Source organism: Psychrobacillus faecigallinarum (genome assembly GCF_014836595.1).
GTDB classification, from domain to species: domain Bacteria; phylum Bacillota; class Bacilli; order Bacillales_A; family Planococcaceae; genus Psychrobacillus; species Psychrobacillus faecigallinarum.
In genome coordinates, this window is sequence record NZ_JACSQO010000006.1 from 34218 (window position 1) to 47390 (window position 13173).

Below are 13173 nucleotides of genomic sequence, written 5' to 3' on the forward strand. Positions count from 1 at the left end.
CTGACTTTGCAAGACGGCAGTTAGAAGGAAATTTATTTCATAAAAATTTCCTGGGAAATATTTCGACAAAGCTCGACTTCTCATATACTACATCCTTCCTAGGATCTTTTCTTTAAGGATGCATGGAGAGAAAAAGAATGATAGAGTAATGATATATTAATTGTTTAAAATAATGTATTTGATTAAAATATAGCAGAAAAGGGCGAAAGGGGTTTAACAAGTGAGTAAGAAGATTTTAGTAGTAGATGATGAAAAACCAATTGCAGACATACTTCAATTTAATTTAAAAAAAGAAGGCTATCAGGTTTTCTGTGCGTATGATGGGGACGAGGCTTTGAAAAAAGTAGACGAGATTCAACCTGATCTTATGCTTTTAGACATAATGTTACCTAATAGGGATGGAATGGAAGTTTGTAGAGAAATTCGCAAACGCTTTAGCTTTCCTATTATTATGCTAACTGCGAAAGATTCAGAGATAGATAAGGTATTAGGGTTAGAGCTAGGTGCGGATGATTATGTGACAAAGCCATTTAGCACAAGGGAGTTAATAGCCCGAGTAAAAGCTAATATGAGAAGACATCAAACCATTCAAGAAGATAATGAAGTAGTGACTAATGATATTACTATTGGTCCTCTAACTATTCAACCGGATGCTTATTTGGTATTGAAAAGAGACGAAACAATTGAATTGACTCATCGTGAATTTGAACTCTTACATTATCTTTCCAAGCATATAGGACAAGTAATGACAAGAGAGCATTTATTACAGACGGTGTGGGGATATGACTATTTTGGAGATGTTCGTACAGTCGACGTTACAATCAGACGGCTACGCGAAAAAATCGAAGATAATCCGAGTCACCCAAATTGGATTGTGACTAGACGAGGTGTTGGTTACTATTTAAGAAGCCCTGAACAGGAGTAAAACGATGCATAAGGTTGGTTACTTTAAATCAGTTCATGTTAAAGTAGTGATGATTTATGTATTATTAATCATTATTGCTATGCAAATCATCGGCTTATATTTTGTTAAAGAGTTAGAGGAGAGACTTAAAGAGAACTTTGAAGAATCCGTTAAAGATCGAGTAGGGATATTAGAATTTAGTGCGCGCGAGGAAATTATTAAAATACGGGCAGAAGAAGACCAAACACTAGAACAAAGTTTACGTTCTATCCTGTCTGGTCTTAATTCGGATGACCTAAAAGAGGTTCGGATTATTGATGCTAAATATCAAATAAGAGCCACCTCAGATTCAAACAATCAATCGATAGTTGGTCAAAAGTCCATGGACGAGCTAGTTCATAAATCCATTAGTGCGGAGGATACGTTTGATAGTATCGTCCTAGATTCCAACAAACGTATTTGGATATTAGTTACACCGATAATTCATAATGGTTCAGTGGTTGGAACTGTTTATATTGAATCGAATATTGAAAATGTATTTAGTCAAATGAACGAAATCAATCAAATCCTAGCAGTAGGTACCGCGGTGGCACTCGTGATTACGATAGTACTAGGGATTTTAATAGCACAAACGATTACAAGACCTATATCTGAGATGAGAAAACAAGCCCAAGCGATGTCAAAGGGTAATTTCTCTCGAAAGGTAAGAGTTTATGGAAATGATGAAATTGGTCAATTAGCGCATGCTTTTAATCATTTAACCAATAGGCTACAGGAAGCCCAGTCGACTACAGAGGCAGAACGTAGAAAGCTTGCCTCTGTTCTAACAAACATGACAGATGGGGTAATAGCTACCGATCGAAAAGGAAGAGTCATTTTGATAAATGATCCTGCAGTAAGGCTATTACGCATACCAAGAGAGATGGTTTTGAATAGACCCATTATTTCGGTGCTTGGCATTGATAGCGTTCACTCCTTTGAGGATTTAATCCATTCTAAGGAATCGATGAATTTAGATTTTAGTACACAGGACCGTCCATTTATACTCCGTGCTAATTTTTCAGTTATCCAAAAGGAGACCGGGTTTGTGAACGGTTTGATAGCCGTTTTACATGATAATACAGAGCAAGAAAAGATAGATATGGAAAGAAGAGAGTTTGTAGCAAATGTATCACACGAGCTTCGAACCCCTTTAACTACTATGAGCAGTTATTTGGAGGCTCTAGCAGATGGAGCATGGAAGGATGACGAGATAGCACCTTCGTTTTTGAAGGTCACTCAAACAGAGACACAGAGAATGATTCGTTTGGTGAATGACTTACTTCAATTATCTAAGATGGATAGTCGGGACTATGATCTTAACAAAGAAATCGTTAACTTTAACAAGTTTTTTAATAGGATTATTGATCGATTTGAGCTGTCTAAATCTCAGAATGTTACATTTCAACGTATGCTACCGGAAGTTCCTTACTACGTAGATATCGACACAGATAAACTGACTCAAGTAATTGATAATATTATTTCTAATGCCCTAAAATACTCCCCTGACGGAGGAAATATTCGATTTGGTATTATAGTTAAAAATGATTTACTACAAGTTATGGTTTCAGATGATGGCATGGGTATACCATCAGAAAATGTAAATCGAATTTTTGATCGATTTTATCGGGTAGACCGAGCACGAGCACGCTCTATGGGAGGGACAGGCCTTGGTCTCGCAATTGCCCGGGAAATGATAGAAGCCCATGGCGGAAAGATTTGGGCCGAAAGTGAAGAGGGCCGTGGGACAACTATATTCTTTACATTAGAGATACTGTTAGATGAGGAAGGTGAGTGGGATTGAAGTATATAGAACCAGTAAAATCGATTATTTTACTCATACTCATCCTGCTAAGTCTTACACTTACCTTTACAATTTGGACTTATTCACCTAACTATCCAGAAACAGATACTCCAGTAGTTGATATTTCAATTGCAGAGAAAAAGAAAATGGAAGAGGTAGTCAGACCATATCGTCTACTAATTAGTCAGCCTGATAATCTGAAAGGCTCTAATTCTCTCGTAGATATCAATAGCGTTATTAATTCTATGAAAAACTGGGAAATTGGAACGGTTAAGCTCTTTAGTAACAATACCAATGTTCAGCAGGTGAACGAGTTAATAAATCAACCATATGCAAGTACCTTATTCTTTCAAGCGGATGTCCCTATTGAGTCATATGGTTCCATTTTAAAATTTGTCGATCCTATTTTTCCTAATACCTCCTTCAACCGTTTAGTTATAGATTGGAACTCTTCCGACGCTGAAGGTACGGAGGGTGAAAAGAATTCAAGTCAGGGCTTAACCCTATACTTTATCAGTACTACTCAAAACAAAATTTACTCAGCAGATGTGTCAAAGGAAGATATCAATAGTTTTTCTGAACATATGATTAAAACCGCAAATGCTATGCAGGTGTACACTGAAATAGCTAGAGGTGGTAAATATTCTATATTTACTACTGGTAATCCAGAAAAGATTGTTCAGTATTCTTATCTGATAGAAGATATTGATATTAATAGATTTAAGGATGCCCTTTTTAACATACCAAGTCTGGTCGTACGCCGAAGTAATCCAGTAGGATCTGGCGAACAGTATACGGATGATAATGCTTTAATGACGGTAGACCCTATGTCAATGCGATTAAATTATGTACTTCCTTCTGCAGAAGGTCAATTCCTCGGTAAGTCGTCAGAGCTTCTATATAATAGCTTGAGTTTTGTGAATGAGCATGACGGCTGGACAGATGATTTTCGTTTTAGTAGGATGAATAAGGAATCCAATCAAGTAAATTTTCAGCTTTATTTTGAGGGATTACCTGTTTTCAGTCATATTATGTCCACAGAAATTATGCAATCTTGGGGAAGTAATCGAGTATATCGATATAATAGACCGTATTTTACATTAAATGATCAGCCGTTCTCCTCTAAAGATATAGAGTTGCTTTCGGGACGAGAAGCATATGAGTTATTAAGCTTAGTTCCAAATCAACAAGTTTCTATGATAGAAGAAATGGTACAAGGTTATTATCTCTCTAGAGACGCAGACCAGCCTTTGTTTACACTTGTGCCATCCTGGTATTACTTAGTGAATGGTGTATGGATAAGACTATCTCCAGAAGATTTAGGAGGTGGTACCTTTGGATTGGAGTAAAACAAAGACTATTTTTATCATAGTGTTTTCCATATTAAACGTCTTTTTGTTTACATTATATTTGAACCGATATACTGAGGGTCAGAACATAGAAGTTTTAAGCTCAACAACTGTAGAGGAACGTTTGGCAATAGACAATATTAATGTTTCCAAAGCTTCTAGTGTTATGGTGGAAGATGCCTATTATGTTTCTGGTAGTGTGCATAAATTTGAATCACAGGAAATAGAAAAACTAGAAAATCAAACGATTGAGTTTAAGCCGGAATCCCAAATTGTCGGTACGTTTATTAAACCACTTCCAATTACGGAGGAGAACAAGCTTGAAAAACTTGTGCAAGACAATATAATAAAGGGTTCATCATATGGATTATGGAAAATAGATGAGGAAAATCGAAATGCTACTTTTTTTCAAAAGGTAAACGACCGTCTTGTGTATTATAATCAAAAAGCAAGATTGGTAGTCTATTGGAATGAGGAAAATGAGCTTGTAAGATATGAACAAACCATGTTAGATAATCTGGAAGATTATAGCGAGTCCAAAAACCTTTTACCTACCATTCAAGCAATGTCCAATTTATATTCCAAAGGCTTGTTAGTTGCAAACTCAACAGTAACAGATATTAGCTTAGGGTATTCTACATTGGTACAACAAGCTGATACGCAAGTATTTGCACCAACGTGGCGAATACTAGTTGAGCGTGAGGATGGAAAAATTGATGAGCATTTTGTAAATGCGGTAGAAGGAAGAATTATTGAAATACCAACAGAAGAAGATTCATCAGCAGTAAAATAAGGAGTTTTGATGATGAAGTTTAGTGTACTAGCTAGTGGAAGCAGCGGAAATGCAGTCTATGTCGAAAATGAGCAACATTCCTTTTTAGTAGATGTAGGGCTAAGCGGTAAGAAAATGGATGAGCTCTTTAGAGGAATCGGAAGAGATATAAAAAATCTTTCTGGAATTTTCATCACCCATGAGCATAGCGACCATATTAAGGGACTCGGAGTAGTTGCCAGAAAATATGGCGTGCCGATTTATGCCAATGAAAAAACATGGGGAGCAATGGATTCACTTGTTGGAAAAGTGCCATTAGAGCAGCGTTTTCAATTTGATATGGAAACTGTGAAGTCATTTGGCTCCATGGATATCCAATCCTTTGCCGTTTCCCATGATGCTGCAGATCCAATGTTTTATATATTCCATGAAAATGGGCGAAAGCTTGTTTTAATAACCGATACAGGGTATGTGAGTGATCGCATGAAGGGACATATTAAAGGAGCAGATGCTTTTGTCTTTGAAAGCAATCATGATGTCAGTATGCTACAGATGGGCCGTTATCCATGGTCAGTCAAACGCCGAATTTTAAGCGACGTGGGTCACGTGTCTAACGAGGATGCTGCAGTTGCTATGAGTGAGGTAATTGATATTAAACCAACTAATGTGTACCTATCTCACTTAAGTAAAGACAACAACATGAAGGATCTGGCAAGAATGAGTGTGACCCAGACCTTGCAATCCTGCGGTATTATTGCCGGTGAGTTCGTTCACTTACATGATACAGATGCCAATCAGCCAACTGAATTAGTTTTAGTATAACTACAAGTTCCAAGAGCCTATAAGCTTTTGGAGCTTTTTTATATGGAATTCCTATTATTATTATTGTTTTCCACTTTAGATGGAAGCGTTCCGATTTGGCAAGCTATAAGTCATCGCCGACTGCCAGACCGAATGTTATTTATAAAATTACCAATAGCAATTCTCTCCTTTTTGGTAGGATCAGACGTCAAGGTTTGGTTTCGTCTCGCAAACTTCTGGGCTCTCTGCAAGGTTCTGCGTCATCTCTGCAAGGTTTATGCTCATCTCCGCAAGGATTCCCGCAGTTTCCGCAACGTCCGCCACCCTCTTTAAGGTTTATTAACAAACCATTCTCTATTTGCTATTGCTATTTGTGTTTTTTATATAACTTTTAGTTAATTTTCATTTAATTTTAATGTTTAATGGGTAAATTAAAAACACAAACATATTGTTTAATGAAAGGGAGAGTGCAAATGGGTTACTATAATTCATATGGTCCTGAACAAGAACCACCAAAAGTAAGAAATAAAGCAAAGAAAAAAGGGGTTGCAGGATATTTCTTCAGTGGTTTGGCAGGTGTATTAGTCGGAGCACTTCTTGTTTGGTTTATAACCCCTTCCGTCGTAAACAATTTACCAGCACAAACAGAAAGTGAAACGGCAACAAATAAGGCAGCTAAAACAGAACAACTAAGTGTTGATATAACGACAGATGTAACAGGAGCCGTCGAAAAAGCCTCGGATGCAGTTGTCGGTATCTCCAATATCCAATCGGCAAGAAATTTTTGGAGTCAAAATTCCTCCGAACAGGAGGCAGGTACTGGATCAGGAGTTATCTATAAAAAAGAAGGCGGAAAAGCATATATTGTAACTAATCACCATGTAATAGCGGGAGCCGAAGCTTTGGAGGTAACTTTAAAGGATGGAGTTAAGGCTGAAGCTAAGCTAGTAGGTAGCGATATGTGGACAGATCTTGCAGTTCTAGAAATAGACGATAAAGGTATTGAAACAGTACTTGAATTCGGAGATTCAGATACGTTGAAACAAGGAGAGACTGTTATTGCTATAGGTAATCCCCTTGGTTTAGACTTCTATGGATCAGTTACAACTGGAGTAGTTTCTGGTACTGACCGTGCAATACCGGTAGATATTAATGAAGATGGTGTTGAAGACTGGCAAGCAGAAGTTCTACAAACAGATGCTGCGATAAATCCCGGAAACAGTGGAGGAGCATTAATCAACTTAGCTGGCCAGCTGATAGGAATTAACTCTATGAAAATCTCCGAATCGACCATAGAAGGAATCGGCTTAGCAATTCCGGTGAATTCAGCTTTACCAATCATTGAGGACTTAGAGAGAAATGGAAAAGTTATAAGACCGTCTATGGGTATTACATTAATGGATTTAACAAATGTTCCCGCATTCCATCAACGCGATACTTTAAAATTGCCAGCAGAAGTAACTACCGGAGTTGTAGTAGACGAAGTGTATGAAGGAACTCCAGCTGCTAATGCGGGGATGAAAACATATGATGTTATCGTAGAGATGGATGGGGAGAAAGTCGAGAACTCGATTGACTTGAGAAAGCATCTATACAACGAAACAGAAATTGGAGATAATTTAAAGGTTAAGGTTTATAGACAAGGTGAAATAGTAGAATTAACTTTAACATTAAAAGATTCCACTGACTTATAAAGATGTGGATAACTAAAATTTATTAACAAAAGTTTTACACAACGAGTAGTGAAAGAAAAGCTTGTCTTTCCTACTCGTTTTTTCTTTGTTAAAATAGACTGTGGATAACAATGGATGAATTGTGTATAACTATGTTGAATAATTTAAATGAGAAGAGGAGATAAATAGTGAGAATATTCAGTTGCGAAACCCATATAAATCAAGCTTTAGACATGTTTGTAGCAGAGGAAAAAACATTTCCAATGATGGAGAAATTAAACGACGAAGAAATGTTATCCACAAGTTGTACCTATTGTAACATTTCTGCAATATATCTTGTGGCTCATGAAAATGATAACACAAGATGTAGATAACTATTGTGGATATGTGGATAAGTCATGTTAATAACTTGTTTGTAAATGAAATGTAAAGGTGGATAACCTGTGAATATACAAATTATATCTGTAGGAAAGTTAAAAGAAAAATATTTGAAAATGGGGATAGAAGAGTATACAAAAAGACTTGGAAGCTACGCTAAAATGGAGTTAATAGAAGTAGCAGATGAGAAAGCCCCTGAAAACCTAAGCGATGCAGATATGGAAATCGTTAAGAAAAAAGAAGGAGACCGTATCCTAGCAAAAATCGGAGCAGACACATACGTGATAGCCCTAGCAATCGAAGGAAAAATGAAATCCTCCGAGCAGCTAGCTACAGATATCGAGTCATTGATGACCTATGGAAAAAGCAAAATCGCCTTTGTAATAGGTGGATCACTAGGTTTGCATGAGGAAGTAATGAAGCGCAGTGACGAAAAGCTCTCCTTCTCCAAAATGACCCTCCCACACCAGCTCATGAAGCTTGTATTGGTGGAGCAGATTTATCGAGCTTTTAGGATAATGAAGGGTGAACCGTACCACAAATAGCTCGGTTTTATTGGTAGGGAGATCAGGTTAAGTGACCAATCTAGGTGAATAATGAATAGATGGACAAGTTCCGCTTATTTCACTTTCGCTAGTTTCTTAATTAAGAAACAGATATCCTATTGAAAATAATTGAGGTGGACAGGTAATTCTGTTTTTATCTCAAAAAAGTCTAAGAAAACCTTATTTAGGTACGTCTCATGGTGGAACGTATCACAAGTAGGAGTGTTTTTTGTAAGATTCCATATGAGCAAACAACGGTCATTTGACTTAAAATATAAAAAAGAAAGGGGGCGACCTTTATTCACTCTATACATAAAATAGGTAATAGTTTTTGGTATATCACTCCTACATCGTTGTCCGACCGTCCGATTCTAGGAATGGTGATTGGCACTAAAAAGATATTAATGATTGATGCAGGTAACTCGGAAGAGCATGTAAATTATTTTCTGAAAGAACTTAAAAAAAGGGAAATCCCCAATCCAGATATAGTTGTACTAACACATTGGCATTGGGATCATATTCTTGGTCTTTCCGCATTAACTGATACAGTTTCAATTGCCTCTAAAGAGACTGAAAGAGAAATGGAGAAGCTTATTCCATTTTCATGGTCAGATGAAGCCATTGATGCACGAGTAAAAGAAGGCGTAGAAATTGAATTTTGTGCCAAAGCAATTAAAGAAGAATACACGAATCATCGTGATATTATGATTACTTTGCCAGATATTACGATTGAAAGAAGAGCAGAAATAAATCTTGGTGGAGTGACTTGTATTGTACAACATGTTGGAGGGGACCATGCTGCAGATTCTGTCATTGTGTATATTAAAGAAGAGAAGATTCTCTTCCTTGGGGACTGCATTTATCCAAGAATGTATGCCAAAAAAGTACACTATACAATAAATGAAACCTTAAGATTATTAGATGAATTAGAATCATTTGATGCAGAAACATATATACCTTCGCATCAACAACCAATTTCAAAAGAGACATTTGAAATGGAAGTTGCTAAGCTTCGGACCATTGCGAAATATACAGATATTTGTAATGGTGATAAGCTGAAAATAATGAAGGAATACGAAAACTACGTAAAAAGGGAACTTACCGAAGATGAAATGGAGACAATCTCCAATTTTGCAAATGGTTATTAAATTATCGCTGCGTTATCGATGAATTTAAAATATTACGGAGAACCCTACCATAAATAAGTGTGGATATTAATTAGATAAAAAAAATGTCGATTTTCTAAGTTATAGAAAATCGACATTTTTACAAATCTTATATAGATGGTTTCATGTAGTACTCTTATTGTGCAGTTAATCCGCCATCGATAACGAATTCTGAACCTGTTGAGTAGCTAGACTCTTCAGAAGCTAAGAATAGTACCATATTAGATACTTCTTCTGGCTGTGCTACGCGTTTTAATGGAATATGTTTAGCGAATTCTTCAACAGCTGCTTTTGTATCTTCTTGTACAACCATTGGAGTAGCGATTACGCCAGGGTGTACAGAGTTTACGCGAATGCCCATTGGCGCTAAGTTGATTGCCGCTGCTTTCGTCATACCACGAACTGCGAATTTTGTATCAGTATAACCTACAGCACCAGCAACTAAGCCATTCATTGAAGAAATGTTGACGATTGAACCGCCTCCTGCTTTCATCATTGAAGCTGCTACTGTTTTCATGCCTAAGAATACTGACACTTGGTTAATGTCTACGATACGACGGTATTCTTCTACTGTAATATCAAGCATGTTTTTCGCCATTGTAATACCGGCGTTATTTACTAATACGTTTACTGGACCGAATGCTTCTTCTGCTTTAGCAATAACTGTTGCCCAATCTTCTTCAGATGTTACGTTTTGTTTAACAAAAAGGGCATTTTCCCCTAATTCAGCTGCGAATGCATTTCCTTTTTCCTCATTCAAATCTGTTAAAACAACTTTTGCACCGTGTTCGATAAATAATTTTGCATGTGCTGCACCCATACCTTGTGCTGCACCTGTAATAATTGCGATTTTACCTGATAAACGACTCATGTAAATGGCCCCCTAAAGTAGATTCATATAAAGTGATAGTTGACTATCATCTTTATTAGTAAACAACTTTCTTGATCGAATGTCAATTCATATGACCGTTACTTATTATGGTTGAATATAGCGTAAAAATACATCCTTCATCATCAAAAGCTGCTTGTCCGCAGAAAGTAGCGTTGAAAGATTCGTATCATGCTTTGTTAGGCTTGATTTGTAAGTAAATATGCTAAAATTTTGCACCATTGTCATGACAAAAACATCCAAATCAATACCTGGTCTTAACGAGCCGTCCTGCTTACCCTGCTCACTTATTTTTAATAAAACACGGGCTAAGTTGCTTCGTGCTGATAAATATTCAGCATATTGCTCTGGGGATTCTTCAGCTGTTTTTTCATACAAATCAAAGGAGTCGAAATACTTCGCTAAACGTAGTTGTGGGTCCTTCATTATGCCCATATAATACTCTAAAATTTGTTCGATTTTTTCATATGCCGTTATACTCTGCTCGATAATCTGCCCAATATCCGTGGCCATTTCATCTGTGATCGCATTCGTTGCCGCAATCATTAAATACTCTTTTTTAGGAAAATAGCGGAATAAAGTCGCAATCCCAATGCCAGATGCTGTCGCGACATCTTGCATTTGTACTGTTTGTACGCCTTGCTCCAAAAATAAATCCTTTGCAATCTGGATAATGTTTTGGCGGCGTTGTTGTTTTTGTTGTTCTCGTTTACTCAATTTTCGTCACTCCAACTGTTCTACATCTACATGCATTAATTGTAACATGTTTAGAGGTATCAACTTGTATTCAATTCATATGGGGCGTCACGATACTTGTTATTTATTTTTATTAAGTTATTCATTAAAATAATGGGGTTGTTGGATAAAGGGTATAAAATGACATCAATTCAGGCATTTTTTCATACAATATTTAGGGGTGAAAAAATGGCAAGAGTTAAATACCGAGATAAAGACATTGATCTAATGGCAAGGATGATGAGAGCAGAAGCCGAGGGTGAAGGAAAACAAGGGATGTTATATGTTGGAAATGTAATTGTAAATCGAACTAAAGCAGATTGCTTAGACTTTCAAGATGTAAGAACTATTGAGCAAGTCATTTTTCAGGTACAAGGAGGAAATTATTCTTTTGAAGCTGTTCAAAAAGGTAATTTATTCTATGAAAGAGCGAGAACTTCTGAAAAAAGGTTAGCAAAGCAAACTTTGGACTATTGGAGAGAACACCCAGCGAAGTATGCACTTTGGTATTTTAATCCCTACGCTCCGTGTCCTCCGACATGGTACGGACAGCCTTTTTCTGGTCAGTATAAAAATCATTGTTATTATGAACCGGCAGCTGGAACATGTGAAAGTGTTTATATAGGATAGGTTAAATAAGGGAGCTTAATTAAATCTGAAGTTTTAGTAAATCTTGTTTAATGCTAGCTTAGCATCCTAGAAATAGATTCGAGAATAATATTTCCAGTTCCATATAAAAACATCATTTAGATACATCACAATAAATGAAGTTAAAATGATAAGTACTTCAACAACCTCATATATTATTAATCATTAGTTAGGCATATTCAGATAAAATGAATATGTCTATTTTTTTTTGCAAAATCTTGTAACGTTTTAATATTTCGCTAGTTATTTAGTTAAAGGAGGGGAGACAATGGACTTTGAGGAAATTTATCAAGCATATTTTCATGACGTTTATTTGTATACGAGATCACTGGCGATAGATGAAAATATAGCAGAAGAAATTACACAGGAAACATTTTTTAAGGCACTGAGGTCTATGCACCAATTTGATGGCAAAAAAGATATACGAGCCTGGCTTTTTACAATCGCTAAAAATACATATTTTACCCATTACAATAAAAAGCAACGCGAAGTCAATCAGGTGGAAGTATCAGTGCCAGATGATGTTCGAGTCGTAGAGTATTTAGTGAATGAAGAACAAGCTTTTGAAATTCATCATTTTTTGCACACAATGGAAGAGCCTTATAAAGAAGTCTTCTCCCTTCGTACGTTTGGTGAGCTGTCATTTGAGAAAATAGGTCAGTTGTTTGGAAAAAGTGATGGCTGGGCCAGAGTAACGTTTTACCGTGCGAAAAAGAAAATATTAGCGTATATGGAGGCGAAACGAGATGAAGGAAGTTAAATGTACAATTATTCAAGATTTGTTACCGCTTTATGTAGATGACGTCGTAAGTGAAGATACAAAAGAGCTGGTAGAACAACACTTACAAACCTGTCAAGCTTGCCAAAAGGAGTACGAGCAAATGACGGAAACATTGTATGTACCGATCGAAAATAAAGTGACATTGTTCGAAAAGCTTAATAAAAAATGGAATCGAAAAAAAATGATACTTATTGGTGGATCGGTTTTAATGACTACATTATTGTGTTTTACTGTATTCTCATACGTGTTTCACTATCAAAAACTTATTCCTTATTCAAAGGACTTATTTGTGATTGAAGAGAAAGAAGATGGGACACTTGTTTCTAATTATTTTGGGGAAAGTCACGCGGGGACTTATATGACGCACCCGATGAAAGTTGAAATAGATGGAGAAACAAAATATATCAGCCTAATCAGTTATGTTGAAACAATGGCAAATTCACCTACGAGCAATTTTTTCCGAGAGGATAAAAGAATAGGTCCTGAGCAATCTACGTTACCGGATAGTAAAACTGTAGATGCTGTATATTACGGGGACTTCGATTTGGAAAAAGTAATCATTACAAAAGAGCAATCATGGAAAGAACTTTTGCAAGAGATGACGTTAATTTGGGAGAGATAGAGGGAGTTAGCTAACAAAGGTTTTAATATTGCCGGTTGTTTTAATATAAATAATAATAAGGTACAAA

At 36.5% G+C, this 13173-nt stretch carries 14 protein-coding genes; 12 read left to right on the forward strand and 2 right to left on the reverse strand.

Annotation, left to right across the window (positions count from 1 at the left end; all coding sequences use genetic code 11):
* Positions 1–220 precede the first annotated feature (220 nt).
* The 9 genes from yycF (at position 221) to H9650_RS12330 (ending at position 9413) form a co-directional block, all read left to right on the forward strand.
* Positions 221–925, forward strand: a complete 705-nt coding sequence (yycF, locus tag H9650_RS12290) for a response regulator YycF (protein ID WP_144540253.1) — start codon at positions 221–223, stop codon at positions 923–925.
* Between the two features lie 4 nt (positions 926–929).
* Positions 930–2747 carry a cell wall metabolism sensor histidine kinase WalK gene (gene walK, locus H9650_RS12295; RefSeq protein WP_191697340.1) on the forward strand — a complete coding sequence of 606 codons (1818 nt, stop codon included), beginning with the start codon at positions 930–932 and terminating at the stop codon, positions 2745–2747.
* The gene (locus H9650_RS12300; RefSeq protein ID WP_186318237.1) at positions 2744–4096 is read left to right on the forward strand and encodes a YycH family regulatory protein; all 1353 of its coding nucleotides are present in this window, start codon (positions 2744–2746) and stop codon (positions 4094–4096) included. Before walK ends, H9650_RS12300 begins: the two co-directional genes overlap by 4 nt.
* Positions 4074–4889, forward strand: coding sequence for a two-component system regulatory protein YycI (locus tag H9650_RS12305; RefSeq protein ID WP_404814890.1), 816 nt, complete (start codon positions 4074–4076; stop codon positions 4887–4889). The genes H9650_RS12300 and H9650_RS12305 overlap by 23 nt, the downstream gene beginning before the upstream one ends.
* Positions 4890–4901: 12 nt before the next feature.
* A complete protein-coding gene (locus H9650_RS12310) occupies positions 4902–5690 on the forward strand; it encodes an MBL fold metallo-hydrolase (RefSeq protein WP_144540245.1) in 789 nt (262 codons plus the stop codon).
* A gap of 452 nt (positions 5691–6142) precedes the next feature.
* The gene (locus H9650_RS12315; protein WP_151111912.1) at positions 6143–7363 is read left to right on the forward strand and encodes a S1C family serine protease; all 1221 of its coding nucleotides are present in this window, start codon (positions 6143–6145) and stop codon (positions 7361–7363) included.
* A 167-nt stretch (positions 7364–7530) separates the two neighbouring features.
* Positions 7531–7716, forward strand: a complete 186-nt coding sequence (locus H9650_RS12320; RefSeq protein WP_151111914.1) for a CxxH/CxxC protein — start codon at positions 7531–7533, stop codon at positions 7714–7716.
* A 69-nt stretch (positions 7717–7785) separates the two neighbouring features.
* Entirely contained in the window at positions 7786–8265 is a 480-nt protein-coding gene (gene rlmH, locus H9650_RS12325) for a 23S rRNA (pseudouridine(1915)-N(3))-methyltransferase RlmH (protein ID WP_144540239.1), read from the forward strand.
* Positions 8266–8564: 299 nt separating this feature from the next.
* A complete protein-coding gene (locus H9650_RS12330) occupies positions 8565–9413 on the forward strand; it encodes an MBL fold metallo-hydrolase (RefSeq protein WP_144540201.1) in 849 nt (282 codons plus the stop codon).
* Positions 9414–9567: 154 nt separating this feature from the next.
* On the opposite strand, the gene H9650_RS12335 is transcribed toward H9650_RS12330, so the two are convergent.
* Positions 9568–10302 carry a glucose 1-dehydrogenase gene (locus tag H9650_RS12335; protein ID WP_144540199.1) on the reverse strand — a complete coding sequence of 245 codons (735 nt, stop codon included), beginning with the start codon at positions 10300–10302 and terminating at the stop codon, positions 9568–9570.
* Between the two features lie 105 nt (positions 10303–10407).
* Positions 10408–11037, reverse strand: coding sequence for a TetR/AcrR family transcriptional regulator (locus H9650_RS12340; protein WP_154312012.1), 630 nt, complete (start codon positions 11035–11037; stop codon positions 10408–10410).
* A gap of 207 nt (positions 11038–11244) precedes the next feature.
* On the opposite strand from H9650_RS12340, the gene H9650_RS12345 reads away from it, so the two are divergent.
* From H9650_RS12345 to H9650_RS12355, 3 genes are all read left to right on the forward strand, one after another.
* Positions 11245–11685 carry a cell wall hydrolase gene (locus H9650_RS12345; protein ID WP_154312013.1) on the forward strand — a complete coding sequence of 147 codons (441 nt, stop codon included), beginning with the start codon at positions 11245–11247 and terminating at the stop codon, positions 11683–11685.
* Positions 11686–11971: 286 nt separating this feature from the next.
* Positions 11972–12463: an RNA polymerase sigma factor gene (locus H9650_RS12350; protein WP_191697342.1), complete on the forward strand. Its 492-nt coding sequence runs from the start codon at positions 11972–11974 to the stop codon at positions 12461–12463.
* Positions 12450–13106, forward strand: coding sequence for a zf-HC2 domain-containing protein (locus H9650_RS12355; RefSeq protein ID WP_191697343.1), 657 nt, complete (start codon positions 12450–12452; stop codon positions 13104–13106). Before H9650_RS12350 ends, H9650_RS12355 begins: the two co-directional genes overlap by 14 nt.
* Positions 13107–13173 lie beyond the last annotated feature (67 nt).

Bases quoted from the DNA above. Each gene is read 5' to 3' on its own strand.
- walK (WP_191697340.1), top strand. From the start codon at position 930: ATGCATAAGGTTGGTTACTTTAAATCAGTTCATGTTAAAGTAGTGATG.
- H9650_RS12310 (WP_144540245.1), top strand. From the start codon at position 4,902: ATGAAGTTTAGTGTACTAGCTAGTGGAAGCAGCGGAAATGCAGTCTAT.
- H9650_RS12315 (WP_151111912.1), top strand. From the start codon at position 6,143: ATGGGTTACTATAATTCATATGGTCCTGAACAAGAACCACCAAAAGTA.
- H9650_RS12335 (WP_144540199.1), bottom strand. From the start codon at position 10,302: ATGAGTCGTTTATCAGGTAAAATCGCAATTATTACAGGTGCAGCACAA.
- H9650_RS12345 (WP_154312013.1), top strand. From the start codon at position 11,245: ATGGCAAGAGTTAAATACCGAGATAAAGACATTGATCTAATGGCAAGG.
- H9650_RS12350 (WP_191697342.1), top strand. From the start codon at position 11,972: ATGGACTTTGAGGAAATTTATCAAGCATATTTTCATGACGTTTATTTG.
- H9650_RS12355 (WP_191697343.1), top strand. From the start codon at position 12,450: ATGAAGGAAGTTAAATGTACAATTATTCAAGATTTGTTACCGCTTTAT.